Origin of the sequence: Scandinavium tedordense, from assembly GCF_024764965.1 — a bacterium.
GTDB classification, from domain to species: domain Bacteria; phylum Pseudomonadota; class Gammaproteobacteria; order Enterobacterales; family Enterobacteriaceae; genus Scandinavium; species Scandinavium tedordense.
The window spans coordinates 19,159-45,185 of record NZ_JALIGG010000052.1; the positions used below are offsets into that span (position 1 = coordinate 19,159).

Below are 26,027 nucleotides of genomic sequence, written 5' to 3' on the forward strand. Positions count from 1 at the left end.
CGCTAACAAACCGGAATCGCCATCGCTCCATGTGCTAAACAGTACCTCAGCCAATCGGCTAAAAACTGGTTAATTTGATGCTTTTCGTCGCGTTGATGCAACTTTTTATTCGGGTAATCATACCGTGCTTTGAAGCGAAAAATCTGCTGACTCGAACACACTTCAGCCACCATCGCATCATGGTAAAGGCGCACCGTCATTGACGGCAGGCTCCAATAACTGACTGCGGGCACCGTCTGTTCTATTTCCACCAGAGTAGTGTAGCGGGTCGATTCACTGATCGTTAATCGGTATTGCGCATTGGCCACCTGATAGCTCACCGTTTCGCCGGGTGCGTCCGTTTGAGGCAGCAGGCGGCGTAGCTGTGCGAAGTTGGTTTCGCACAGACGCATCATTTCTGGGAAGTCAGGTGTATAACGCTTCATTTTGTCCACTCGTTTCGTAATGCCTGATAATGCAATTGCAGCCATTGCAGGGCGATGACAGAGGCTGCGTTATCGATTTTTCCCTCTTCAACCCACAGGTATGCCTGTTCCCTGCTTACCACATGCACCCGAATATCTTCGTGTTCATCTGCCAGACCGTGAATACCTTGCGCGGTCGAGGCGTCCACTTCACCCACCAGGATGGTTAAGCGCTCGCTGGTGCCGCCGGGGCTCGCCAGGTAGCTCAGCATATGTTTGACGCGTTTGACGTCCAGACCCGCTTCTTCCACCGCTTCGCGACGGGCCACGTCTTCTGGACTTTCGCCTTCTTCAATCATCCCGGCAACCATTTCCATCAGCCACGGGCTTTCGCTGGTATCAAATGCGGCGATACGAATCTGTTCCACCAGCACCACTTCATCACGCACTGGGTCAAAGGGTAGCAAGACTGCGGCGTGACCGCGCTCAAAAATTTCGCGTCGCACTTCACCGCTCATTTCGCCGTTAAACAAACGATGACGAAAACGGTACATGTCTAACGAAAAAAAACCGCTATAAAGTGTTTCCCGTGCAATAATTTCAACATCGTTTTTGGCGTAAGTTACGACAGATTGATTTTTTCTGGTCATCGTCAATATCCTGGGCTGTAAAGTGGTGACGAAATCGGGGATTTCAGGTCTCTATGGCTACTGTTTTACTTATGCTGTGATAGATTGGTGCAAATTAACGCCAGATGGCACGATACGCCAACTTTTTACGCGGGCGGACTCTGGTACAATCGATAAATCTTTTTGAATTAGATCAGCGCTAAATGCTTCACAACAAGGAATGCAAATGAAGAAATTGCTCCCCATCCTTATCGGCTTGAGCCTGACGGGCTTCAGCGCAGTGAGCCATGCGGAAAACCTGTTGCAGGTTTATCAGCAGGCACGTTTGAGCAACCCAGACCTGCGTAAGTCCGCGGCCGATCGTGATGCTGCATTCGAAAAAATTAACGAAGCACGCAGCCCATTACTGCCGCAGCTCGGTTTAGGGGCAGATTATACCTACACCAATGGCTTTCACGATAACAACGGTATCAACTCCAACGAAACCAGCGCAGCATTGACGTTAACGCAGACCATTTTTGACATGTCAAAATGGCGCGCCCTGACGTTGCAAGAAAAAAGTGCCGGTATCCAGGACGTCACCTATCAGACCGATCAGCAGACGCTTATCCTGAACACCGCGACGGCCTACTTCAATGTGTTGAGTGCGATCGACTCGCTCTCCTTCACCGAAGCGAACAAACAAGCGGTTTACCGTCAGTTAGACCAAACGACCCAGCGTTTTAACGTAGGCCTGGTGGCTATCACTGACGTGCAGAACGCCCGTTCACAGTACGACACCGTGCTGGCGAATGAAGTGACCGCCCGTAATAACCTCGACAACGCCGTTGAACAGCTGCGTCAGGTCACCGGTAACTACTATCCGGAGCTGTCTTCTCTGAATGTCAGCAACTTAAAAATGGATAAGCCGCAACCGGTGAATTCGCTGCTGAAAGAAGCAGAAGGCCGTAACCTCGCGTTGTTGCAGGCTCGTCTGAGCCAGGACCTGGCCCGTGAGCAAATTCGCTATGCGGAAACCGGTCACATGCCGACCGTTGGCCTGACCGCGTCTACCGGCGTGTCTGACACCAGCTATGATGGCAACAACGCCACCAGTAGCCAGTATACTGACCGTAACATCGGTCAGAATCAGATTGGCCTGAACTTCAATCTGCCGCTGTACAGCGGTGGCTCGGTGACTTCACAGGTGAAACAGGCGCAGTACAACTTCGTCGGTGCCAGTGAGCAGCTCGAAAGCGCGCACCGTAACGTGGTTCAGACCGTGCGTTCGTCCTTCAACAACATCAATGCGTCCATCAGCAGCATCAACGCCTACAAACAGGCCGTTGTTTCTGCGCAGAGCTCTTTAGACGCAATGGAAGCGGGCTACCAGGTCGGTACCCGTACCATCGTTGATGTGTTGGACGCGACCACTACGCTGTATAACGCGAAGCAGCAGCTCTCCAGCGCGCGTTATAGCTACCTGATTAACCAGCTGAACGTCAAGTCAGCTCTGGGTACGCTTAACGAGAATGATCTGTTGGCCCTGAATGGCACTCTCGGTAAAGCGGTTTCCACTTCCGCGGAAGCGGTTGCCCCAGAGAATGCCCGGCAGGACGCTAACGCTGATGGTTACAATGGCGCGAGCGCGGCTCCAGCTGCACAGCCGGCCGCACAACGTACATCCACGTCCAGCAGCAACAGTTCTAACCCGTTCAAAAACTGATTCGGGCAACCCCGGCGACGTCGTTCGCCGGGGTTAAATCACTTTCCGCTCTCCCCCGCAAAAATAAACGTAAGGCAACGTAAAGATCCCCTCCTCCTGCCTCTCATCGCTTCAATTTCAACCACTCATCCACTATCCTGAGCGCTACCACTGGGTCCAGGATGAAAGATAATGAAACGGACAAAAACAATTAATCACGCTTCGTTCCGCAAGAACTGGGGCGCACGCCATCTGACGCCAGTCGCGTTGGCGATCACCGCCGTATTTATGCTCGCTGGCTGTGAAAAAACTGACGAAACGGTGTCGATGTATCAGAATGCTGATGACTGCTCGAGTGCTAACCCGGGCAAAAGCGCTGAATGTACCGCGTCATACAACAACGCGCTGAAAGAAGCCGAGCGCACCGCGCCTAAATACGCCAGCCGTGAAGACTGTATCGCCGAATTCGGTGAAGGCCAGTGCCAGCAAGCCCCTGCTCAGGCAGGTATGGCGCCTGAAGGGCAGCAAGCGCAGGCTCAAAGTAGCGGCAGCTTCTGGATGCCGTTAATGGCCGGCTACATGATGGGCCGTATGATGAGCGGTTCAGGCTTCCAGCAGCAACCGCTGTTCAGTTCGAAGAATCCAAAAAGTCCGGCCTACGGTCAATTTACCGATGCCAGCGGTAAAGGTTACGGCGCAGCGCAGTCAGGCCGTTCCATGAACGTGCCTAAAACGGCGATGGCGCCAAAACCGGCCACCACCAACACGGTGACACGCGGCGGCTTTGGTGAGTCCGTTGCTAAACAGTCCAGCATGCAGCGCAGTGCCTCCGGCACATCTTCTCGTTCTATGGGCGGCTAATCGCCATGGAAAGAGTCAGCATTGTCGAGCGCCCGGACTGGCGCGAAAAAGCCACCGAATATGGCTTCAATTTTCACACCATGTATGGCGAGCCGTACTGGTGTGAAGATGCGTACTATAAACTCACGCTCGCGCAGGTTGAAAAGCTGGAAGACGTGACCGCCGAGTTGCACCAGATGTGCCTGAAAGTGGTGGAACGTGTGGTCGCCAGCGACCAGCTGTTGACCAAATTCCGCATTCCGAAACACACCTGGAGCTTCGTACGTCAGGCGTGGCAAACGCAGCAACCTTCGCTTTATTCTCGCCTCGATCTGGCATGGGATGGCAAAGGCGAGCCTAAGCTGCTGGAAAACAACGCCGATACCCCAACGTCACTGTACGAAGCGGCTTTCTTCCAGTGGATCTGGCTCGAAGATCAGCAGAATGCGGGCAACCTGCCCGCAGGCAGTGATCAGTTCAACAGCCTGCAGGAAAAGCTGATTGAGCGTTTCGCAGAGCTGCGCGAACAGCACGGTTTCGGTCTGCTGCATTTTGCCTGCTGCCGCGATACCACCGAAGATCGGGGCACGGTGCAGTATTTGCAGGACTGCGCCAATGAGGGCGGCGTTGCGAGCGAATTCCTGTATATGGAAGATATCGGGCTTGGTGAAAAAGGTCAGTTCACCGACACGCAGGATCAGGTTATTGGCAATCTGTTCAAGCTCTACCCGTGGGAATACATGCTGCGCGAGATTTTCTCCACCAAGCTGGAGGACGCTGGCGTTCGCTGGCTGGAACCGGCCTGGAAAAGCATTATCTCTAACAAAGCGCTGCTGCCGATGCTGTGGGAAATGTTCCCGGATCACCCGAATCTGCTACCTGCGTATTTTGCCGAAGACAGCTATCCCCCGATGGATAAATACGTCATCAAGCCGATTTTCTCACGCGAAGGTGCCAACGTGTCGATCGTCGAAAACGGCAACGTGGTTGAAGCCGTGGAAGGACCGTATGGCGAAGAAGGAATGATCGTCCAGCAGTTCTATGAACTGCCGAAATTTGGCGACAGCTTTACGCTGATCGGCAGCTGGCTGATCAACGATCAACCTGCCGGGATCGGCATTCGTGAAGACCGGGCGTTGATCACTCAGGATCTGTCCCGGTTCTATCCGCATATTTTTGTGGAGTAATTTTTGTCGGGCGCGGTCTGATGCCCGCACCCCGCTCCTCTCCCACGGGGAGAGGGCGAACACATTAAAAACGGCAACTCAGGTTGCCGTTTTGCTTTTACTTTCCAATCTGCACCGAGAGCATACTCAAACTGCCCATCTCGATCCCATCGGTCGGCAACGTCATCGGCTCTTTTCCATCCCATGCGCCCAGTAAGTACAACAACGGCAGATAGTGATCCGCAGTCGGGTTCGAAAGCGATCCACCTTCATGGTCGAGATAATTCACCAAAGGGTGCTCTTCCGTCGGACCTTGCCAGGTGAGATTGTCTTTCACAAATTCATTGAACGATGTCGCCCACGGATAGGGCGTATTTTCGCCATGCCAGCGTGCGGTGCGCAGGTTGTGCACCACGTTGCCGCTTGCCACCAGCATGATACCTTCTTCACGCAATGTGGCCAGTTTGCGGCCCATTTCCATATGCCAGGCCGGTGGTTTGGTGCTGTCGATACTGAGCTGAACCATCGGGATATCAGCATCCGGGTACATTTTAATTAAAACGCCCCATGAACCGTGGTCAAAGCCCCAGGCTTCTTTATCCAGCGCTACCGGCACCGGGGCCAGTAGCTCAACCAGACGCTGCGCCAGTTCCGGCGAACCTGGAGCCGGGTAATGTGTGTCGTGCAGTGCCTGCGGAAAACCACCGAAGTCATGAATGGTTTTCGGGGTCTCCATCGCCGTGACGCCTGTCCCGCGGGTAAACCAGTGCGCGGAAATCGCCACAATCGCTTTTGGGCGCGGCAGCGTTTCGCCGAGATGCTGCCAGGAACGGGTGTACACGTTATCCTCCAGCACGTTCATCGGACTACCGTGACCCAAAAACAGTGCTGGCATACGGGAAGAAGACATGATGATATCCTTACAGGAACAGTTGATTTGATGGGTTTACATTACGCGTTTTCGGGCAGGGATGAACTCAGATAACGGTGATGAAGATCATCAGGAAATTTGAATGTAAGGACACGTAAAAGCGCGATCTCCCCTCTCGCTTTCAGGGCAATTGCACTTTAATATAAATGATAATCATTATCATAAAGGAGTTCTCATGTCAGTACCTTTGATCCTGACCTTGCTCGCTGGTGGGGCCACCTTCATCGGGGCTGTCCTGGGCGTTATCGGCCAGAAACCCTCCAACCGCGTACTCGCGTTTTCCCTCGGCTTCGCCGCAGGCATTATGCTGCTGATCTCGTTGATGGAAATGCTGCCGGCGGCACTCGGTACCGCCGGTATGTCACCGGTGCTCGGCTACGGCATGTTCGTGGTGGGACTGCTGGGGTATTTTGCCCTCGACCGAATGCTGCCCCATGCGCATGCGCAGGATTTAATGCAGGGCGATAAAGCCGTGATGCCGCGCAATTTGCGCCGCACCGCGATTCTGCTGACGCTCGGCATCAGCCTGCACAACTTCCCGGAAGGCGTGGCGACCTACGTTACCGCCAGCAGTAATCTGGAGCTCGGATTTGGCATCGCACTGGCAGTCGCATTGCACAATATTCCTGAAGGCCTGGCGGTGGCTAGCCCCATTTATGCCGCGACAGGATCGAAACGTAAGGCGGTATTCTGGGCGGGCGTGTCCGGAATGGCCGAAATTCTCGGCGGTGTATTAGCGTGGTTGATTCTGGGTTCACTGGTCTCGCCGGTGGTGATGGCTGCTATCATGGCTGCGGTGGCCGGTATTATGGTGGCGCTGTCGGTAGATGAACTGATGCCGCTGGCGAAAGAAATCGACCCACACAACAACCCAAGCTACGGCGTGCTGTGCGGCATGTCGGTGATGGGGCTCAGTCTGGTACTGCTTCAGTCGATGGATTTCGCCTGATACTCTGAAAGCCAGATAGCAAAACGCCGGGATTATCCCGGCGTTGTCTTTTCAGATTCGCTATTCAGTGAATCTTAGCTGGCCTTACGCTCATGCTTTTGGCGGTATTCCACCAGGTCTTCAATGGTCACCACTGGCATGTTGTGTTCCGCAGCAAACTTGATGCACTCCGGTGCGCGCGCCATGGTGCCATCGTCGTTAGTCAGTTCACACAGCACGCCCGCAGGTTTGAAGCCCGCCAGTGTCACCAGATCGATAGTCGCTTCAGTGTGACCGCCGCGAGTCAATACCCCACCCGCCTGCGCACGAAGTGGAAACACGTGGCCTGGACGATGCAGATCGGAAGGTTTAGCGCCGTCGGCAATCGCCGCACGAACGGTGGTAACGCGGTCAGCAGCAGAAACGCCGGTGGTCACACCGTGCGCCGCTTCGATGGTTACGGTAAAACCGGTACCGAATGCGCTGGTATTGGTTTCCACCATCATCGGCAGGTCGAGCTGTTTGCGGCGCTCTTCGTTAATGCACAGGCAAACAATGCCGCTGCCGTGACGGATGGTCAGTGCCATCTGCTCAACGGTCATGGTTTCGGCGGCAAAGATCATGTCGCCTTCGTTTTCGCGGTTTTCGTCATCAAGCACCATCACACCGCGGCCTTCGCGCAGTGCGGACAACGCGTGTTCTACGCGTTCAAATGCAGTACCAAAAGAGGAAAGTAGCGTCTGATTCATGGTAAAAGACCTCATTAAGATTATGGTTACCAGAATCAGGGCAGTCTTAGGAGCGCCGACGAAGCGGCAAAAAGATAACGTGCGCGGGCCTTGCCCGTAGATCGTTACTCTCTCCCATCCGGACTCTAACCGTCGGCCCCGGAATTACACCGGATCTGCTGTCCTTCAGACTGACGTCCAAAGCGCTCGCGGGCTTTCAACCTGAGTTGATTTACCGCCGGTGGGGAATTTCGCCCCGCCCTGAGAATAAGCGAGATAACTATAACGCTAATGATTATTGGCGGCAATGCATAAGCTTCAAACATTTCTGGTTTATAGCCCCGGCATAAGGCACTACAATAATCTGCAAAACCGACCAGATCAGGGAAACCATAATGATTGATCCGAAAAAAATTGAACAGATTGCCCGCCAGGTTCACGAGTCCATGCCGCAAGGTTTGCGTGATTTTGGTGATGACGTTGAGAAGAAAATCCGTCAGGTGCTGCAATCTCAGCTGACGCGTCTGGATCTGGTCAGCCGCGAAGAGTTCGACGTGCAGACTCAGGTTCTGCTGCGCACTCGCGAGAAGCTGGCCCTGCTGGAACAGCGTATCTCCGACCTGGAAAACCGCACCACCGCCGCGGCCTCCGCACCCGCAATTCCGCCAGTAGACGAGTAATGTGAAATTGCCCGGTGGCGCTTGCGCTTACCGGGCATCTAAGCTTACTTTTCGCTGTCTTTCTGAATGCGCTTGATGATGTTGGTGGTTGAACAGCCATCTTCAAAGTTCAGTACCATCACTTCGCCGCCGTTCGCCCAGACTTCTTCGCTACCCGCGATTTCGTCCGGCTTGTAGTCCCCGCCTTTCACCAGCAGATCCGGCAGAACGCCCGCAATCAGGCGCTGCGGCGTATCTTCTTCAAACGAGACCACCCAATCCACAGATCCCAGCGCGCCGAGCACGATCATACGCTGATCGAGCGGATTCACCGGACGGGTTTCGCCTTTCAGACGTTTGGTCGACGCATCGCTGTTCACCGCGACAATCAAACGATCGCCGAGCTTACGCGCATTGGAGAGGTAGGACACGTGGCCCGCGTGCAGAATGTCGAACACACCGTTAGTCATCACGACTTTCTCGCCGCGCTTACGTGCTGCCGTGACTGCCAGCTTCAACTCGGCTTCGCTCATCACGCCGAAACCGGTGTCCGTACGACCACGCACCGCGTTTTCCAGTTCGATAGGCGAAACGGTAGAAGTCCCGAGTTTGCCCACCACAACACCGGCTGCCGCGTTGGCAAAGAAACACGCTTCTTCCAGCGAATTACCCGCCGCCAGCGTTGCCGCCAGCACGCCAATCACCGTGTCACCGGCCCCGGTCACGTCGTACACTTCCTGCGCCTGCGTTGGCATGTGCAGCGGTGCTTTACCCGGCTGCAACAGGGTCATCCCCTGTTCGGAACGGGTGACCAACAGTGCCGACAGTTCGAAGTCCGCGATGATTTTCATGCCGCGCTCAACGATTTCCGCCTCGCTTTTACACTTCCCGGCGACGGCTTCAAACTCAGAGAGATTTGGCGTCAGCAGCGTTGCGCCGCGATAGCGTTCAAACTCGCTGCCTTTCGGGTCGATCAGCACCGGAACACCCGCTTTACGAGCCAGCTGAATCATATCCTGAACGCTTTCCAACGCGCCTTTAGCGTAGTCAGACAGCACCAGCGCGCCGATGTGGCCCAGCGCCTGCTGAATACGTTCGTGCATCGGCTGGGGATCGACACCCGCAAAACCTTCTTCGAAGTCCAGACGAATCAGTTGCTGGTTACGTGACAGCACGCGCAGCTTGGTGATCGTCGGATGGGTCGGTACGGAAACGAAATCGCACTTCACATTAACGTCCGCCAGCGCTTTGCTAAGCGCACGCGCCGCATCGTCAATGCCGGTCAGTCCAACCAAACGCGAAGTGGCACCCAACGCCGCGATATTCATCGCCACGTTCGCCGCGCCGCCAGGACGTTCTTCGATGGTATCCACTTTCACCACCGGCACCGGGGCTTCCGGGGAAATTCGGCTCGTTGGGCCATACCAGTAGCGGTCCAGCATCACATCACCGACGACCATCACTCCTGCACGCTCAAACTCTGGCAGCGTTACTTTCATTCCAGACTCCTGAAAGATTCGTTAATTGCGCGCGATAATAACATCTCACGACATCACCAGCCACTTTAGCCAGCTCGCGCGTACCAGCTCGCGTTCCGCCGCAAAGGCCTCCGGCTCTACGTGCCCGGCCTCTTCCTGCAATGCCAGATGATGCAGCGCATCGCGCAGCGTGGTGTATGCCAGGCTAAGGGCCAGCGCTTCCTGCTCGTCCATTATGTCGTTTTGCGCGAGCAGCTCGAGAATGCGCACATTATCCGACCAGCGGGTAAGCTTCGGTTTATCGTGAGCGAAACGCAGCACCAGATACTGGGTAATAAACTCAATATCCGTAATGCCGCCTTCATCGGCTTTAATATCAAAGCGATCGCGATGTTTGCCCCCAAGATGCGACCGCATTTTCTCGCGCATTTCACGGACTTCGGTTTGCAACGTTTCGCCTTCACGGGAAACGGTCAGCACGTCGCGGCGAATCGAATCAAACTGTGATTGCAGCTGCGGATCGCCGTATACCACGCGAGCGCGAACCAGTGCCTGATGTTCCCAGGTCCAGGCTTCCTTATGTTGATAATCGGCGAAGGCCTCGGTAGTCGTGACCAACATACCTGCCGCGCCGGACGGACGTAAGCGAGCGTCCACTTCGTACAGGATGCCCGAGGAGGTGCGGGTGCTGAACAGATGCATGATGCGCTGCGCCAGGCGAAGATAGAACTGACGCCCATCGATTTCACGTTCGCCATCGGTCATCACTTCCACTGGGCAGTCGTGTAAAAACACCAGATCGAGATCGGAACTGTAGCCCAGTTCCCAACCGCCGAGTTTGCCGTAGCCCACGACCGCAAAACCACGCCCCTGACGCTCGGCAAGATGCCGCGGTTGCCCAAAACGGGCCACCATTTGCACCCAGGCCTGCTGAACCACCGCGTCGATCATCGCTTCCGCCAGCCAGGTTAAGTGATCGCTCACTTTCATGACCGGCAACGTGCCGGCGATATCCGCCGCGGCAACACGCAGCAGCTGCGCCTGCTTAAACTGGCGCAGCGCTTCGAGCTGCTGCTCTTCATCTTCTTCCGGCACGCGCAGCAGATACTGGCGCAGTTCGTCGCGATAGGCATCGGTGGCTGTTGGCTGGTACAGCGTGTTCGGGTCGAGTAGCTCATCCAGCAGCAGCGGATAGCGCGCCAGCTGGCTCGCCACCATCGGCGATGCGGCGCAAAGGCGAATCAGATGCTTGAGCGCACCCGGGAATTCACTCAGCAGTTCTAGATAGGTGGTGCGAGTGACGATCCCGGTCAGCAGCGGCATGATGCGCGCCAGCGGCACCGGAGCATCTTCCCGGCTGCAAACGTTACTTAGCAAATGCGGCATCAGTGAGTCGAGCACCTGACGCCCGCGCGGACCGATGGTGCGTTTGTCGAGTTCTTTGCGGAAATCGGCTATCAGCGCCAGCACCTGATTGCGGTCGCTGTCGGTGAGATGCGTCAGCACCGGCGTGGTATCGTCTTCCTGCAACGCATCCTGCCACAACTCGCGCCAGTGCTCAGACAGCTGTTCATCAGCCGAGGTCTCTTCGTCATCGCCAATCAGCGCGTTGAAAATCTGCCGCACGTTGGCCATGTGCGCATCCAGGGCCTGCGTCAGCGCATCCCAGTCGGCGAAGCCCATACCCCATGCCAGCCGCGCCCGGTTCAGGTCGTCCTGCGGTAGAGTTTGCGTCTGTTCGTCATTAATGCTTTGCAGCAGGTTTTCCAGACGGCGTAAGAACAGGTAGGCGTCATGCAGCAGTTGCGCCTCACCTTCCGGCAAAAGATGCAGCGCATCAATGGATCCCAGCGTCGGCAGCAAGGCGCGCCCTTGCAGTGACGGCTCACGCCCCCCGCGGATCAGCTGGAACACCTGCACGATAAATTCGATTTCGCGAATGCCACCCGCGCCGAGCTTAATATTGTCTTTCAAGCCACGACGGCGCACTTCGCGGGCGATCATGCCTTTCATATTACGCAGCGACTGGATCACGCTGAAATCGATGTAGCGGCGGAACACGAACGGACGCAGCGTCGCACGCAGTTCGTCGACGTATACGCCTTCCCTGTCGCCCATGATCCGTGCTTTGACCATCGCATAGCGTTCCCAGTCGCGGCCCTGCTCCTGGTAATAATCTTCCAGCGCAGCGAAGCTCAGCACCAGCGGCCCGCTTTCACCAAACGGGCGTAGACGCATATCCACGCGATAGACGAAACCGTCCATTGTTGGCTGATCCAGCGCTTTAATCAGCCGTTGCCCCATGCGGGTAAAGAACTGTGCATTGTCGAGTTCACGCCGCCCACCCTGAGTTGAGCCGTGCTCCGGCCAGGCAAAAATCAGGTCAATGTCAGAAGAAAAGTTCAGCTCGCCGCCGCCGAGTTTGCCCATGCCTAAAATCAGCAGCGGCTGCGGTTTGCCGTCGGCGTTGCACGGCGTGCCCCATTCCCGACAGCAGGCATCGTACAGCCAGTCGCGCGCGGCGACGATCAGCGTTTCCGCCAGATGACTCAACTGCTGCAAACTGCTTTCAGTGGAAATAAGAGAAAGCGCCTGCGCCCAGGCAATGCGCACCATCACGCGGCGGCGGAACAGGCGCAGCTCGCGCATCAGGCTATTTTCATCGCTGACGTTCACCAGCGCGTCCTGCAACCAGGCGGCGTAATGCTGCCATTCATCGGCCTGTGGTGGTGTGTTCTCCAGCTCGCTAAGCCACGCTGGATACGCGACCAGGCTTTGGCTGATAAAATCGCTGAAGGTCATCGCCGCCTGCGCCTGCGGGCTGAATGCGTCGAACGGAAAATCTGTCGGCAGTCGGTCGACCACCGTCTGCCAGTGCTGCTGTAACTGCAAAGAAAACGGCGTCATGACTACCTCGTTTCGCTATCGTCCAGTGACCAGAAAAGCCGTCAGCATCAATTTGGCTTGCGCAATTTGCGGTTTAAATGCCGCATCCTTTGCGCTGGTCGCTGCGGAAATCGCGTCGCCAATTTGCGCCATTTGTTCAGAAGCCATCTCGTGTTCGGGTTGCAGGCTGGTGCGAATAAATTCCACTGCTTTCAACACTTCGGTTTTGGCTTTCGCATTGCCACGCAGCCATAGCTCTTCGTGATACTGCCAGTGGGCCAGCGCCGCTTCGAGTGCCGCGTTTTCCGGGTTAGTGAAATCAGCCTTTTTCATGCCACGTTCGGCATTACCCGCCGCCAGATGATAGCCACGCGCCGCTTTGCTCAGACTGCCCTGACGCAGCACGCCTGCGGAAAGCAACTGTTCTGCCATCTCCAGAATGTCTTCTACATTACCGTGCAGCAGTTCCAGTTCCAGCTCGCAAATTGGCTCCTGATGGTCTCCGGCCTTAACGTCACCTAAATCCAGCGCCAGTTCGATGCGGCTCTGGTTGTAATTCACCAGCCATTTTTCGCGATAAAAATCGGTACTGAACAGCGGGTTCACCTGCGAAGCGAGTTCTGGCGGGAGCGTACCTTCCGGCCAGACTTCAGCGGGCAGCTTTTCCAGCGCCAGTTCGGCTTTATCAAGGTCAATGTTGTATTCCGGGCGCGAATGCAAACCGCCCACCACCTTCCCGGCGATTTTCATCGTCATTTCATAGTGACCGTTATGGCCACGGATCCGCAGCCCCATATCGTGGCGGCGCAGCCAGTTATCGGCGGTTTCGTAGTAAATATTGAGGAGTTGAGCGGCGGGAACATGCTCCGCTGAGAGGGCGTTGAGCTGGGTGCGCAGCGTCTCGACGCCATCCTGCTCAACGATGAACTTCAATTCGATTTCCTGATCCATGACTGATTTCTTATGGTTGCATTGCCTGGATTGAACATTACGCCGAACTTCCGCGCATCTTTTTTGTCAGTAGAGTGTATTTCGCGGTACTTTCCCATGCAACGTCCTCCTGGAGGATTCCGATTGCCGGAGAATGCCTGGCATCGTCAGACTGATGCCATTACTATCGATTCACTTTATGACAATAACGAATGACCTGATGCCTAAATTACGCCTGATTGGATTAACTTTATTTGCACTTAGCGTTTCCGCCGTGGTTCACGCTGAAGAAACCCGTTACGTCTCTGACGAACTGAACACTTGGGTGCGCAGTGGCCCTGGCGATAACTATCGCCTTGCCGGTACCGTTACCGCAGGTGAAGCCGTCACCCTGCTGCAAACCAACGACGCCACCCAATATGGCCAGGTTCGCGACAGCAACGGGCGTACCGCTTGGATCCCGTTAAAAGAGCTGACCAGCGAGCCAAGCTTTAAAACGCGCGTGCCGGACCTGGAAAGCCAGGTCAAAACGCTGACCGATAAGCTGACCAATATCGATACCACCTGGAATCAACGCACTGCGGATATGCAGAAGAAAGTTGCTGAGAGCGACGGCGTGATTAACGGGCTGAAAGACCAAAATCAGAAGCTGAAAAATGAGCTTATCGTGGCGCAGAAAAAGGTGAGTGCCGCCAATCTGCAGCTGGATGACAAACAGCGCACCATCATTATGCAATGGTTTATGTACGGCGGCGGCGTGCTGGGCGTGGGTCTGCTCCTCGGACTGGTTCTGCCGATGCTGGTGCCTAGCCGCAAACGCAAAGATCGCTGGATGAACTAACGCCCCACGGCGGCCCGATTAGCCATCTCCTCTACACTTACGTATTATCGTCGGATAAACAGTGAGAGGAGAAGGTTGGCGTGAAGACATATCTGGTCGGTGGTGCAGTTCGCGATGCGTTGTTAGGCCTACCGGTCAAAGACAAAGATTGGGTCGTTGTCGGCGCCACACCGCAGCAAATGCTCGACGCGGGCTACCAGCAGGTAGGTCGCGATTTTCCTGTTTTTCTCCATCCGAAATCCCACGAAGAATACGCCCTGGCTCGCACCGAGCGAAAATCAGGTTCCGGTTACACCGGTTTTACCTGTTATGCCGCGCCAGACGTGAGCCTTGAACAAGATTTACTGCGCCGTGACCTGACTGTTAACGCCCTTGCCCAGGACGACAACGGCGAGATTGTCGACCCGTATAACGGCCAACAAGATCTGCAAAACCGCCTGCTGCGCCACGTTTCCCCGGCGTTCAGTGAAGACCCTTTGCGCGTCCTGCGCGTCGCCCGTTTTGCCGCCCGCTATGCGCATTTAAGCTTCCGCATTGCGGATGAAACGATGGCGCTGATGCGCGACATGACCGCCGCTGGCGAGCTGGAACACCTCACGCCGGAACGCGTGTGGAAGGAAACCGAAAACGCACTCGGGACGCGTAATCCGCAGGTTTATTTCCAGACCCTGCGCGACTGCGGCGCGTTGAAAGTGCTGTTCCCGGAAATCGATGCTTTGTACGGCGTGCCCGCGCCAGCCAAATGGCATCCTGAAATCGACACTGGCGTGCATACCCTGATGACGCTGACGATGGCTGCGATGCTGACGCCCGCACTGGACGTGCGTTTCGCCACGCTGTGCCATGATTTGGGCAAAGGATTAACGCCGAAAGAACTCTGGCCTCGTCACCACGGTCACGGTCCGGCGGGGGTTAAACTCGTGGAGCAGCTCTGCGCGCGTCTGCGCGTGCCGAATGACATGCGCGATCTCGCGAAACTGGTGGCGGAATTCCACGACCTGATTCATACCTTGCCTATCCTCAAACCGGCGACGCTGGTGAAGCTGTTTGATTCCATCGATGCGTGGCGAAAACCGCAGCGCGTGACGCAGCTGGCGCTGACCAGCGAAGCCGATGTGCGCGGGCGTACCGGGTTTGAAGCCTGTGATTATTCGCAAGGGCGTTTACTGCATGAAGCGTGGGAAGTGGCAAAAGCGGTGCCGACCAAACCGGTGATTGATGCCGGATTTAAAGGGCCAGAAGTGCGGGAAGAACTGACGCGACGCCGGATAGAGGCCGTCGCGCAGTGGAAGGAAAAACGCTGCCCGCAGGTTACATGAACACGGCGTAAACCGCGGCCGCGACGATAAAGCGGTAGATGGCGAATGGAATGAAAGTGATGCGTTTGATGATATGCAGGAACGCTTTGATAGCGATCAGCGCGACCACAAACGCCGTCACGAAGCCTACGGCAAACATCGGAATGTCCGAGCTGCTCAGGAATCCGATGCTCTTGTACAGGTCAAGCGCCGTGGCCCCCATCATCATTGGCACGGCCAGCAGGAAGGAAAACTCCGCCGCCGCATAGCGGCTGATGCCCAGCAGCATCCCGCCCGCAATGGTTGAACCCGAGCGAGAGAAGCCCGGCCACAGCGCCAGACACTGGAAACAACCCACCAAAAACGCCTGAAGATAGGTCATGTCATCCAGACCCACTGTGCGCGGCTCTTTCGGTTTAAAGACTTCGGCCATTATCAGCAGCACGCCGCCGACAATCAGCGCATACATCACGTTAACCGGGTTGAACAAAGACTTGATGAGATCGTGTAACACCAGGCCCAGCACCACCGCCGGGAACATCGCCAGCAGCACGTGAATGAGCGACAGACGCCCGGATCCTTCGCCTTCATGGACCGGCGGACGCCCAAAATGAATGCCGATCAGGCCAAACAGACGACGCCAGAACATCACCACAACGGCGAGGATCGATCCTAACTGGATAACCACCTCAAACGTATTCGCCGTTTCGCCTTCGAAGCCCAGCAAGTGGCCGACGATAATCATGTGGCCAGTACTGGAAACAGGTAAAAACTCCGTCAGTCCTTCGACAACACCCAAGATGGCTGCTATCAGCAGCGAGTGCATATCGCTCATTAATAAACCCTTAAATAATAGAAAAAAAGAAGCTGAAAATTGGAACCAGCTTTAAGACATATGTATCGGCGTTTCGTTTAACCTGGATGAATCTATTCTTACGCTTTCGGATTAGCGCCACGCTCAATGATGACCCCAACGTTGGCAGCGCGCGCCACGGCTCCGGGTTTGCTCAGCTTGATGCGCACCCACGGCGAGTTAAAACGCGTCAGAAGGATTTCAGCGACCTCCTCCGCTACGCGTTCCACCAACGCGAAACGTCCTCCTTCAACGTGCGCAATGACCGCTTCGCTAATATCGGCGTAGCTCAGACAATCATTAACGTCATCACTGGCAGCTGATTTACGGTTATCCCACGCCATTTCGATATCGAACACCAGCTTCTGTTCGATGGTCTGTTCCCAGTCATAAACACCAATTGTGGTGATGACCGAAAGTTGCTCTATAAATACAATATCCATCACGCCCCGCCTGCTTTTTGTCCGTGCCGGATACCACTTCCGACAAAATATGCGTATTATCCACAGATGAAGAGAATACCGATACATTTTCAAAACGGAACAGCGTTATGAGTGCAATCGAGCCTGGAATGGTCTTCCTCGCCTATCTTTGCGGCTCAATTTCCAGCGCCATTCTGGTCTGCCGCATCGCGGGTCTGCCTGACCCACGCGTAAGCGGTTCCGGTAATCCCGGAGCGACCAACGTTTTACGAATTGGCGGCAAGGGAGCAGCCGTAGCAGTACTGATCTTCGACATCCTCAAAGGCATGTTGCCGACGTGGGGCGCTTGGGCGTTGGGTTTCACCCCGTTCTGGCTCGGCCTCGTCGCCATTGCAGCATGCCTCGGCCACATCTGGCCCATCTTCTTCGGATTCCGCGGCGGGAAAGGCGTAGCCACTGCTTTCGGTGCGATTGCTCCCATCGGCTGGGATCTCACCGGCGTGATGGCGGGCACCTGGCTGCTGACTATTTTGCTGAGCGGCTATTCGTCGCTGGGCGCCATCGTTAGCGCCCTGGTGGCTCCGTTTTACGTGTGGTGGTTTATGCCCCAGTACACCTTCCCGGTGTCTATGCTCTCGTGCCTGATCCTGCTCCGCCATCATGACAACATCCAGCGTTTATGGCGTCGTCAGGAAACTAAAATCTGGGCGCGCCTGAAGCGAAAGAATAAACCTCAGGATTAGCCCTTCCCTCGCCGCCGTTCTGGCGGCGACACCAGTTATTACAATTTATTAACATCATAAGCGTTTCCTATGACCGCGAACTTCTCCGACTGATCCATACTCATTAGCGTCTGATTAATCACGCAATTGCAGGAGTGCCGCTGTGTCTGGCGCGGAACGGGAGAATGAAAAAACGGGCTGGCACGCCACGCTTGCCCTGCGGTTTTGCCACACGCCGGAGAAAACGGTGCTGGCCTCCGCACGTCATTTCGGTCCACTGACCGTACAACGCCCTTTCTATCCCGAAGGCTCCACCTGCCATCTTTATCTGCTGCACCCGCCCGCTGGGATTGTCGGCGGCGATACGCTGGATATCAGCGTGACCCTCGAACCCGATACCCATACGCTTATCACCATGCCCGGCGCCAGCAAGTTTTATCGCAGCCACGGCCCACAGGCGCGGCTGAGCCAGCATTTTGAGCTGGCAGAAAACGCCATTCTGGAATGGCTGCCGCAGGACACCCTCTTTTTTCCCGGGGCGAAGGCCACGCTGCACAGCGTGTTTCATTTGCAGGAAGGCGCGCGGCTGCTGGCCTGGGAATTGTATTGCCTGGGGCGGCCGGTTATTGACGAAACCTTCAGCCACGGTGAGATAACCAATCGACTCGAAGTATGGAAGAACGGCTCGCCACTGCTGATTGAGCGCCTGCATCTTGCTGATGGTGACCTGAGCGCCGTGGCAGAAAAGCCGTGGATTGGCAGCCTGCTGTTTTATCCGGCCAATAAAAACATGCTCGATGAGGTGCGTGAGACGCTCACGCCACTCGACACTTTCGCCGGAGCCACGCTTGTCGACGGCCTGCTGGCGGTGCGCTTTTTATCGCATGATAACCTGATTTGCCAGCGCGCGATGCGTGAGATCTGGCAGGCGCTGCGCCCGCAGCTGCTGAACAAATCCCCATTACTCCCCCGAATCTGGCTGACCTGAGAGAACGCTATGGAACTGACGCCCAGAGAAAAAGACAAGCTTCTGCTGTTTACCGCAGCCCTCGTGGCGGAACGTCGCCTCGCCCGTGGCGTGAAGCTCAATTATCCCGAATCAGTGGCGCTGATTAGCGCTTTCATTATGGAAGGCGCGCGCGATGGAAAAACCGTGGCCTCGCTAATGGAAGACGGTCGCCACGTGCTGACCCGCGCTCAGGTAATGGAAGGCGTCCCGGAAATGATCCCGGACATTCAGGTAGAAGCCACATTTCCCGACGGCTCCAAACTGGTCACCGTACATAACCCGATACTCTGAGGACGTCGCCATGATCCCCGGTGAATACAAGATCCAGAGCGGCAACATTGCCCTGAACGTAGGCCGTGAAACGCGTAAAACAATCGTCGAAAACCACGGCGACCGCCCGATCCAGGTGGGATCGCATTATCACTTTTACGAAGTGAACCCTGCGCTGAAATTCGACCGGGAAGCGTGTAAAGGCTTTCGACTGAACATCGCGGCAGGCACCGCCGTACGCTTTGAGCCGGGCCAAAAACGCGAAGTAGAACTGGTGGCTGTCGCCGGCGATAAGCGCATCTTCGGCTTTCGTGGTGAGGTGATGGGCGAACTGGAGACAAAACCATGACCGAAATTTCCCATCAGGCTTACGCCGACATGTTTGGCCCCACCACTGGCGACAAAGTACGGCTGGCCGACACCGAGCTGTGGATTGAAGTGGAAGACGACTTCACCACCTACGGCGAAGAGGTCAAATTCGGCGGAGGCAAAGTCATTCGCGATGGCATGGGCCAGGGGCAAATGATCGGCGAAGATTGCGTCGATCTGGTGCTGACCAACGCGCTGATCGTCGATCACTGGGGGATCGTGAAAGCGGATATCGGCGTGAAAAACGGGCGGATTTTTGCCGTGGGTAAAGCGGGCAACCCGGATATTCAGCCCAATGTGACGATCCCAATTGGCGTGGGCACCGAAGTGATCGCCGCCGAAGGTAAAATCGTCACCGCAGGCGGCGTCGACACCCACATTCACTGGATTTGCCCACAGCAGGCAGAAGAAGCGCTAGTCTCCGGCGTGACCACCATGATCGGCGGCGGCACTGGCCCGGCAGCGGGTACTAACGCCACCACCTGTACGCCGGGGCCGTGGTATATCAGCCGGATGCTGCAAGCCATTGACAGCCTGCCAGTGAATATCGGCCTGCTGGGCAAAGGTAACGGCTCGAACCCGGAAACGCTGCGTGAGCAGATTGCCGCGGGCGCTATCGGCCTGAAAATCCACGAAGACTGGGGCGCAACGCCCGCCGCAATCGACTGTTCGCTGACCGTTGCCGAGGAGATGGACATTCAGGTGGCGCTGCACAGCGATACGCTGAACGAATCCGGTTTTGTCGAAGACACCCTGGCGGCGATCGGCGACCGCACCATCCACACGTTCCATACCGAAGGCGCGGGTGGCGGCCATGCGCCGGACATTATCACCGCCTGCGCGCATCCGAACATTCTACCCTCGTCCACCAACCCGACGCTGCCATACACCGTTAACACCATCGACGAGCATCTGGATATGCTGATGGTTTGCCATCACCTGTCGCCAGATATCGCCGAAGATGTAGCTTTTGCCGAATCGCGCATTCGCCGTGAAACCATCGCCGCCGAAGACGTGCTGCACGACCTCGGCGCCTTTTCCCTGACCTCATCCGACTCGCAGGCAATGGGCCGCGTGGGCGAAGTCATTTTACGCACCTGGCAGGTGGCGCACCGGATGAAGGTGCAGCGCGGCGCGCTGGAAGAAGAACAAGGCGATAACGATAACGTCCGCGTGAAGCGCTATATCGCCAAGTACACCATCAACCCTGCGCTGACCCACGGCATTGCGCATGAAGTAGGCTCCATTGAAGCCGGAAAAATGGCGGATCTGGTGCTGTGGTCACCGGCCTTCTTCGGCGTGAAACCCGCCGCTATCGTTAAAGGCGGGATGATTGCGATGGCCCCGATGGGCGACATCAACGCCTCAATTCCCACGCCGCAGCCGGTGCATTACCGCCCGATGTTTGGCTCGCTCGGCGCGGCTCGCCATCACTGTCGCCTGACGTTTCTTTCCCAGGCGGCACTCGATAACAACGTACCCCAGCAACTGGGCTTAAAAAGCCAGACCGCAGTGGTGAAAGGCTGCCGAACGGTGAAGAAAGCCGACATGATCCACAACAGCCTGCAGCCCAATATCACCGTCGATGCCCAGACTTATGAAGTACGGATCGACGGGAAACTGACCACCAGCGAGCCAGCGGACGTGCTGCCGATGGCGCAACGCTATTTTCTGTTTTAAGGAGTAACGATGCTGTATCTGACTCAGCGTGTCGATCACGCTCATCAACTGACGGCCAGCGTTACGCTGCCGATTGATGTGCGGGTCAAAAGCCGCGCCAAAGTGACGCTCAGCGACGGACGTGAAGCCGGGCTGATACTGCCTCGTGGCCTGTTGCTGCGCGGCGGCGATATCCTGGCCAGCGAAGACGGCAGCGAATGTATCGAAGTGATTGCCGCCGATGAGGGCGTGTCAGTGGTGCGCTGCGATGATCCCTTCCAGCTCGCTAAAGCTTGCTATCACCTCGGCAACCGTCACGTGCCGCTGCAAATCATGCCCGGCGAGTTACGTTTTCATCACGACCACGTGCTCGACGACATGCTGCGCCAGTTTGGCCTGACCGTGACCTTTGCGCATTTGCCGTTCGAACCAGAAGCCGGGGCGTATACCAGCGAAGCGCAAGGGCATCACCACCATTCCCATGCACATTCGCACAGCCACTGATGACTGATACCACGCAGCGGCTGCGATTATTACAACTGGCGAGCAGTAATCTGCCAGTGGGTGGCTACAGCTGGTCGCAAGGGCTGGAATGGGCGGTGGAAGCGGGCTGGATTGCTGATACCGCCGCCTTTGCTCACTGGCAAACGCAGCAGATGGAACAGAGTTTTTTTCACGTCGACCTGCCGCTGTTTGCCCGGTTGTATCACGCCTGGGAACACAATGACGTTGAGACCGCCACGCGCTGGACTGTATGGCTGCTGGCGTGTCGGGAAACGCGTGAGCTGCGCGAAGAAGAACGTAATCGCGGCCAGGCGTTTACGCGCCTACTGTACGACTGGCAGCCGGAGTGCCCTGCCGAATGGCGTGGGTTGTTTAACCAAAGCCAGCTGTGCGGCATGGCATGGCTGGGCGTGCGTTGGGGTATCGAACTGAGAGAGCTGGCGCTGACGCTCGGCTACAGTTGGATTGAAAGCGCGGTGATGGCAGGCGTCAAGCTGGTGCCTTTCGGCCAGCAGGCCGCACAAAAATTGATTATGTCTCTCTGCGAGCAGTACGCCGCAGGCGTAGAACGCGGGCTGAACTGCCCGGACGAATTTATGGGTTCTGCGACGCCGCTGTCGGCCATCGCCTCGGCGCGTCACGAAACCCAATATTCCCGCATATTCCGTTCCTGAGGAGAAGGTATGGCAAGTTACAAACACCCGCTGCGCGTTGGCGTCGGCGGCCCGGTCGGCTCCGGTAAAACCGCCCTGCTGGAAGCGCTGTGTAAAGCAATGCGTGACACGTACCATCTGGCGGTGGTCACTAACGATATCTACACCAAAGAAGACCAGCGCATTCTCACCGAGGCGGGGGCACTGGAGCCGGACCGCATTGTCGGCGTCGAAACCGGCGGATGTCCACACACGGCGATCCGCGAAGACGCATCGATGAATCTCGCGGCGGTGGAAGCATTAAGCGAGAAATTCGGCAATCTTGACGTGATTTTCGTCGAAAGCGGCGGAGATAACCTGAGCGCGACCTTCAGTCCGGAACTGGCAGACCTGACGATTTACGTGATTGACGTCGCCGAAGGGGAAAAGATCCCGCGCAAAGGCGGGCCGGGGATCACCAAGTCCGATTTTCTGGTGATCAATAAAACCGATCTCGCGCCGTACGTCGGGGCATCGCTGGAGGTGATGGAGCGTGATACCAACCGGATGCGCGGCGAGCGCCCGTGGACGTTCACCAACCTGAAAGCCGGAGAGGGTCTGGCGACGATTATTGCGTTTTTGGAAGATAAGGGAATGTTGAAAACGTAGTTATTGAGTGTGGCATATTGCCCGGCGGCGCTACACTTGCCGGACCTGCCACGGAATCAAGTAGGCCCGGTCAGGCGTAGCCGCCACCGGGCACAGTAATTATGCCGCAGGCAACTCCGCCAGCGGCCAGCGCGGACGGACGGTGACGCCGAGATCAGTGCTCGCCCCCACGTTCAGACGCACCATACCGGCATAGGCGATCATCGCGCCGTTGTCGGTACAAAACTCCGGACGCGCATAAAACACTTCGCCCTTACGCTTATGCATCATCTCCGCAAGCTTCGTACGTAGCGTGCGGTTAGCGCTCACGCCCCCCGCCATTACCAGACGCTTAAAACCGGTCTGATCCAGGGCACGACGGCATTTAATCATCAGCGTATCCACCACCGCATCTTCAAACGCACGCGCGATGTCAGCGCGGGTCTGATCGTCGTTATCATTGGCACGAATGGTGTTGGCCGCAAAGGTCTTCAGGCCGGAGAAGCTGAAATCAAGCCCTGGACGGTCAGTCATCGGACGCGGGAACACAAAGCGCCCTTCGGTGCCCTGCGCCGCCATTTTCGACAGCATCGGGCCGCCTGGATAATCAAGACCCAGCAGTTTCGCGGTTTTGTCGAACGCTTCACCCGCGGCATCATCAATGGATTCGCCGAGCAAGGCATACTCACCAATACCGGTCACGCTGATCAGCTGCGTGTGGCCGCCGGAGACCAGCAGCGCTACAAACGGGTATTCAGGCGGATTATCTTCCAGCATCGGTGCCAGCAGATGGCCTTCCATATGGTGCACAGGAATGGCCGGCACGTTCCAGGCAAACGCCAGTGAACGCCCGATGGTTGCCCCCACTAACAGCGCACCGACCAGTCCAGGACCGGCGGTGTAAGCCACTGCATCAATATCTTTTGCCGTCAGATTCGCTTCTTTCAGCGCCGCCTGGATCAGCGGAACGGTTTTACGTACGTGGTCGCGGGAGGCCAGCTCCGGCACCACGCCGCCGTAGTCAGCGTGCAGTTTCACCTGACTATACAATTGGTTGGCTAACAGCCCCTGAACATCGTCATAAATGGCAATGCCGGTTTCATCACAGGATGTTTCGATTCCCAGTACGCGCATGGTTCGTTTTACCTCATTTCAATACCGCGCAGTTTAGGGTGAATGCGGGTCGATGTATACCCTGGGGGGTGAGTTCGTGTATACTCACACCCCTTACAAAAGTCCCGTTCAAAAACGGCATTGGTGCTTTACAAAGCAGCATCAGTTGCAGTAAAATTCCGCACCATTTTGAAATAAGCTGGCGTTGATGCCAGCGGCAAACCGAATTTATCAAAGGTGAGAGTTACATGCCGGTAATTAAAGTACGTGAAAACGAGCCGTTCGACGTAGCACTGCGTCGCTTCAAGCGTTCCTGTGAAAAAGCGGGTGTTCTGGCGGAAGTTCGTCGTCGTGAGTTCTATGAAAAACCGACTACCGAACGTAAGCGCGCTAAAGCTTCTGCTGTGAAACGTCACGCGAAGAAACTGGCTCGCGAAAACGCACGCCGCACTCGTCTGTACTAATCTGTTGAGAGCGCACGCTCTCATTCCAGACTGAGTTCAAGCTGTAAAGGCCGTGCTTCCGGAAGGAATGCGCGGCTTATTTTCGTTTATACATCAGCATACGCTATAGCATTCAGGTCGCACCCAGGCTGAAGGATGACGCGTATGAAAATGCGAGGCTTATGGCTGGACGTATCCCACGTGTCTTTATCAATGACCTGTTGGCAAGAACCGACATCGTCGATCTCATCGACGCGCGGGTAAAGCTGAAAAAACAGGGCAAAAATTTTCACGCGTGTTGTCCCTTCCATAACGAAAAAACGCCTTCGTTCACCGTCAACGGTGAGAAACAGTTTTATCACTGCTTCGGCTGTGGTGCGCACGGAAACGCCGTCGATTTTCTGATGAACTACGACAAACTCGAGTTTGTGGAAACCGTCGAAGAACTGGCGGCCATGCACAACCTTGAAGTCCCGTACGAAGCTGGCTCCGGCCCGACCCAGATAGAACGCCATCAGCGGCAAAGTCTCTATCAATTAATGGAAGGTCTGAGCGCGTTTTATCAGCAATCCCTGAATCAGCCTACCGCCGAACCTGCAAGTCAGTATCTGACGCAGCGAGGTTTAAGCAGCGAAGTCATCGCCCGATTTGCGATTGGCTATGCGCCGCCAGGTTGGGACAACGTCTTAAAGCGTTTTGGCAACAACCGAGAAAATCAGCAATCGCTGACCGATGCGGGCATGTTGATTACCAATGATAAAGGGCGCAGTTACGATCGCTTCCGCGAACGGGTGATGTTCCCGATCCGCGACAAGCGTGGCCGGGTGATTGGTTTTGGTGGTCGTGTGCTGGGCGATGGCACGCCGAAATACCTCAACTCCCCGGAAACCGATATTTTCCATAAAGGCCGCCAGCTGTATGGCCTTTATGAAGCGCAGCAAACTGAAGCTGAACCGCAGCGTCTGCTTGTGGTCGAAGGCTATATGGACGTGGTCGCGCTGGCGCAATACGACATTAATTATGCCGTTGCCTCGCTGGGCACCGCGACCACCGCCGACCATATCCAACTGCTGTTCAGGGTGACGAATAACGTCGTCTGCTGTTACGACGGCGACCGCGCAGGACGCGATGCCGCCTGGCGTGCTCTGGAAACAGCGCTACCGTACATGACCGACGGCCGTCAGCTAAGGTTTATGTTTCTGCCTGATGGCGAAGACCCGGATACGCTGGTGCGTAAAGAGGGTAAAGCGGCGTTTGAAGCGCGGATGGAGCAGGCTCAGCCGCTCTCCACGTTTCTGTTTAACAGCCTGATGCCGCAGGTCGATTTGAGTACCCCGGATGGACGCGCGCGGTTGAGTACGCTGGCACTCCCGCTGATCACTCAGGTTCCGGGCGAAACGCTGCGCATTTATTTGCGCCAGGAGTTGGGGAAAAAGCTGGGCATTCTCGAAGACGCTCAGCTTGAGCGCTTAATGCCAAAACAAGCAGAAAGTGGCACAACCCGCCCCACTCCCCAGCTAAAACGCACGACCATGCGTATACTGATAGGATTACTGGTGCAAAACCCGGAACTGGCAGGCCTGGTGCCGCCATTAACCGGGCTTGATCCGAAAAAGCTGCCTGGACTTGGCTTATTTTCTGAACTGGTCAACACTTGTGTGTCACAGCCAGGACTGACTACCGGCCAACTGCTTGAGCAGTATCGCGGCACAAATGAAGCCGCCACCCTTGAAAAACTGTCGATGTGGGACGATATAGCAGATAAGGAAATCGCTGAGAATACGTTCACCGACTCACTAAACCATATGTTTGATTCACTGCTGGTCCAGCGGCAAGAAGAGTTGATAGCTCGCGACCGCACACACGGTTTAAGCAGTGAAGAACGCCGGGAACTCTGGACGTTGAACCAGGAACTGGCAAAAAAATGAATTTAACGGCTTAAGTGCCGAATATCAATCGGGACGATCCCGAAGGCCGCATC

26 protein-coding genes, 1 pseudogene and 1 riboswitch are annotated in these 26,027 nt (G+C 56.0%); of the genes and pseudogenes, 17 read left to right on the forward strand and 10 right to left on the reverse strand.

From position 1 onward, the window contains the following. Positions 1-2 precede the first annotated feature (2 nt). Positions 3-425: a DUF1249 family protein gene (locus MUU46_RS06445; RefSeq protein ID WP_097162172.1), complete on the reverse strand. Its 423-nt coding sequence runs from the start codon at positions 423-425 to the stop codon at positions 3-5. After that, positions 422-1,054 (reverse strand): ADP-ribose diphosphatase, encoded by a 633-nt coding sequence (gene nudF, locus MUU46_RS06450; RefSeq protein WP_258965125.1) that lies wholly within the window; start codon positions 1,052-1,054, stop codon positions 422-424. Before nudF ends, MUU46_RS06445 begins: the two co-directional genes overlap by 4 nt. Before the next feature lie 205 nt (positions 1,055-1,259). On the opposite strand from nudF, the gene tolC reads away from it, so the two are divergent. The 3 genes from tolC (at position 1,260) to MUU46_RS06465 (ending at position 4,744) form a co-directional block, all read left to right on the forward strand. Next, on the forward strand, positions 1,260-2,738 hold the full coding sequence (gene tolC / locus MUU46_RS06455; protein WP_258965126.1) for an outer membrane channel protein TolC: 1,479 nt from the start codon (positions 1,260-1,262) through the stop codon (positions 2,736-2,738). Positions 2,739-2,909: 171 nt separating this feature from the next. After that, on the forward strand, positions 2,910-3,578 hold the full coding sequence (locus tag MUU46_RS06460; protein WP_159759946.1) for a DUF1190 family protein: 669 nt from the start codon (positions 2,910-2,912) through the stop codon (positions 3,576-3,578). Positions 3,579-3,583: 5 nt separating this feature from the next. Next, the gene (locus MUU46_RS06465; RefSeq protein ID WP_159759948.1) at positions 3,584-4,744 is read left to right on the forward strand and encodes a glutathionylspermidine synthase family protein; all 1,161 of its coding nucleotides are present in this window, start codon (positions 3,584-3,586) and stop codon (positions 4,742-4,744) included. A gap of 97 nt (positions 4,745-4,841) precedes the next feature. On the opposite strand, the gene ygiD is transcribed toward MUU46_RS06465, so the two are convergent. Further along, a complete protein-coding gene (gene ygiD, locus MUU46_RS06470; RefSeq protein ID WP_159759950.1) occupies positions 4,842-5,633 on the reverse strand; it encodes a 4,5-DOPA-extradiol-dioxygenase in 792 nt (263 codons plus the stop codon). Between the two features lie 196 nt (positions 5,634-5,829). Between ygiD and zupT the strand changes: the two genes are divergently transcribed. Beyond that, on the forward strand, positions 5,830-6,603 hold the full coding sequence (gene zupT / locus MUU46_RS06475) for a zinc transporter ZupT (RefSeq protein ID WP_258965127.1): 774 nt from the start codon (positions 5,830-5,832) through the stop codon (positions 6,601-6,603). A gap of 74 nt (positions 6,604-6,677) precedes the next feature. Here zupT and ribB read toward each other — a convergent pair whose 3' ends face one another. Further along, a complete protein-coding gene (gene ribB / locus MUU46_RS06480) occupies positions 6,678-7,331 on the reverse strand; it encodes a 3,4-dihydroxy-2-butanone-4-phosphate synthase (RefSeq protein ID WP_159759954.1) in 654 nt (217 codons plus the stop codon). A 102-nt stretch (positions 7,332-7,433) separates the two neighbouring features. Further along, a riboswitch (FMN riboswitch) is annotated at positions 7,434-7,583 on the reverse strand. Between the two features lie 122 nt (positions 7,584-7,705). Between ribB and ubiK the strand changes: the two genes are divergently transcribed. Beyond that, positions 7,706-7,990, forward strand: a complete 285-nt coding sequence (gene ubiK, locus MUU46_RS06485) for a ubiquinone biosynthesis accessory factor UbiK (RefSeq protein WP_159759956.1) — start codon at positions 7,706-7,708, stop codon at positions 7,988-7,990. A gap of 44 nt (positions 7,991-8,034) precedes the next feature. Here the strand turns inward: ubiK and hldE are convergent, their stop codons facing one another. The 3 genes and pseudogenes from hldE to MUU46_RS06500 all read right to left on the reverse strand — a co-directional run. Further along, positions 8,035-9,468 (reverse strand): bifunctional D-glycero-beta-D-manno-heptose-7-phosphate kinase/D-glycero-beta-D-manno-heptose 1-phosphate adenylyltransferase HldE, encoded by a 1,434-nt coding sequence (gene hldE / locus MUU46_RS06490; RefSeq protein WP_159759958.1) that lies wholly within the window; start codon positions 9,466-9,468, stop codon positions 8,035-8,037. Between the two features lie 45 nt (positions 9,469-9,513). Continuing rightward, positions 9,514-12,354 carry a bifunctional [glutamate--ammonia ligase]-adenylyl-L-tyrosine phosphorylase/[glutamate--ammonia-ligase] adenylyltransferase gene (gene glnE / locus MUU46_RS06495; RefSeq protein WP_258965128.1) on the reverse strand — a complete coding sequence of 947 codons (2,841 nt, stop codon included), beginning with the start codon at positions 12,352-12,354 and terminating at the stop codon, positions 9,514-9,516. Positions 12,355-12,381: 27 nt separating this feature from the next. Beyond that, positions 12,382-13,284: pseudogene (locus MUU46_RS06500) on the reverse strand (CYTH domain-containing protein); the annotation flags it as partial. A 199-nt stretch (positions 13,285-13,483) separates the two neighbouring features. Here MUU46_RS06500 and MUU46_RS06505 point away from each other — a divergent pair. Both MUU46_RS06505 and MUU46_RS06510 read left to right on the forward strand, forming a co-directional pair. Continuing rightward, the gene (locus tag MUU46_RS06505) at positions 13,484-14,104 is read left to right on the forward strand and encodes a TIGR04211 family SH3 domain-containing protein (protein WP_159759964.1); all 621 of its coding nucleotides are present in this window, start codon (positions 13,484-13,486) and stop codon (positions 14,102-14,104) included. Between the two features lie 80 nt (positions 14,105-14,184). Beyond that, complete coding sequence (locus MUU46_RS06510; RefSeq protein WP_159759966.1) at positions 14,185-15,423, forward strand: multifunctional CCA addition/repair protein; 1,239 nt, start codon at positions 14,185-14,187, stop codon at positions 15,421-15,423. On the opposite strand, the gene bacA is transcribed toward MUU46_RS06510, so the two are convergent. Beyond that, positions 15,416-16,237, reverse strand: a complete 822-nt coding sequence (gene bacA, locus MUU46_RS06515; RefSeq protein ID WP_159759968.1) for an undecaprenyl-diphosphate phosphatase — start codon at positions 16,235-16,237, stop codon at positions 15,416-15,418. The two genes, MUU46_RS06510 and bacA, sit on opposite strands and share 8 nt — an antisense overlap. Before the next feature lie 98 nt (positions 16,238-16,335). Further along, entirely contained in the window at positions 16,336-16,698 is a 363-nt protein-coding gene (gene folB / locus MUU46_RS06520; protein WP_110510440.1) for a bifunctional dihydroneopterin aldolase/7,8-dihydroneopterin epimerase, read from the reverse strand. 107 nt (positions 16,699-16,805) lie between these two features. Between folB and plsY the strand changes: the two genes are divergently transcribed. From plsY to ureG, 8 genes are all read left to right on the forward strand, one after another. Then, positions 16,806-17,420: a glycerol-3-phosphate 1-O-acyltransferase PlsY gene (gene plsY / locus MUU46_RS06525; protein ID WP_159759970.1), complete on the forward strand. Its 615-nt coding sequence runs from the start codon at positions 16,806-16,808 to the stop codon at positions 17,418-17,420. A gap of 142 nt (positions 17,421-17,562) precedes the next feature. Next, complete coding sequence (locus MUU46_RS06530) at positions 17,563-18,387, forward strand: urease accessory protein UreD (protein ID WP_258965129.1); 825 nt, start codon at positions 17,563-17,565, stop codon at positions 18,385-18,387. A 9-nt stretch (positions 18,388-18,396) separates the two neighbouring features. Further along, positions 18,397-18,699: an urease subunit gamma gene (locus MUU46_RS06535; protein ID WP_159759974.1), complete on the forward strand. Its 303-nt coding sequence runs from the start codon at positions 18,397-18,399 to the stop codon at positions 18,697-18,699. A 10-nt stretch (positions 18,700-18,709) separates the two neighbouring features. After that, entirely contained in the window at positions 18,710-19,027 is a 318-nt protein-coding gene (locus tag MUU46_RS06540) for an urease subunit beta (protein WP_133462542.1), read from the forward strand. Further along, complete coding sequence (ureC, locus tag MUU46_RS06545; RefSeq protein ID WP_258965130.1) at positions 19,024-20,727, forward strand: urease subunit alpha; 1,704 nt, start codon at positions 19,024-19,026, stop codon at positions 20,725-20,727. The genes MUU46_RS06540 and ureC overlap by 4 nt, the downstream gene beginning before the upstream one ends. 9 nt (positions 20,728-20,736) lie before the next feature. Then, positions 20,737-21,210 (forward strand): urease accessory protein UreE, encoded by a 474-nt coding sequence (gene ureE / locus MUU46_RS06550; RefSeq protein ID WP_159759978.1) that lies wholly within the window; start codon positions 20,737-20,739, stop codon positions 21,208-21,210. Continuing rightward, on the forward strand, positions 21,210-21,884 hold the full coding sequence (locus MUU46_RS06555; RefSeq protein ID WP_159759980.1) for an urease accessory protein UreF: 675 nt from the start codon (positions 21,210-21,212) through the stop codon (positions 21,882-21,884). Before ureE ends, MUU46_RS06555 begins: the two co-directional genes overlap by 1 nt. A gap of 9 nt (positions 21,885-21,893) precedes the next feature. After that, entirely contained in the window at positions 21,894-22,511 is a 618-nt protein-coding gene (gene ureG, locus MUU46_RS06560) for an urease accessory protein UreG (protein ID WP_159759982.1), read from the forward strand. A 99-nt stretch (positions 22,512-22,610) separates the two neighbouring features. Here ureG and tsaD read toward each other — a convergent pair whose 3' ends face one another. Further along, positions 22,611-23,624, reverse strand: a complete 1,014-nt coding sequence (gene tsaD, locus MUU46_RS06565) for a tRNA (adenosine(37)-N6)-threonylcarbamoyltransferase complex transferase subunit TsaD (protein WP_159759984.1) — start codon at positions 23,622-23,624, stop codon at positions 22,611-22,613. A gap of 227 nt (positions 23,625-23,851) precedes the next feature. Here tsaD and rpsU point away from each other — a divergent pair, with 227 nt between their 5' ends. Both rpsU and dnaG read left to right on the forward strand, forming a co-directional pair. Next, entirely contained in the window at positions 23,852-24,067 is a 216-nt protein-coding gene (rpsU, locus tag MUU46_RS06570; RefSeq protein ID WP_001144069.1) for a 30S ribosomal protein S21, read from the forward strand. A gap of 161 nt (positions 24,068-24,228) precedes the next feature. After that, complete coding sequence (dnaG, locus tag MUU46_RS06575) at positions 24,229-25,974, forward strand: DNA primase (RefSeq protein WP_258965131.1); 1,746 nt, start codon at positions 24,229-24,231, stop codon at positions 25,972-25,974. Positions 25,975-26,027: the final 53 nt, after the last annotated feature.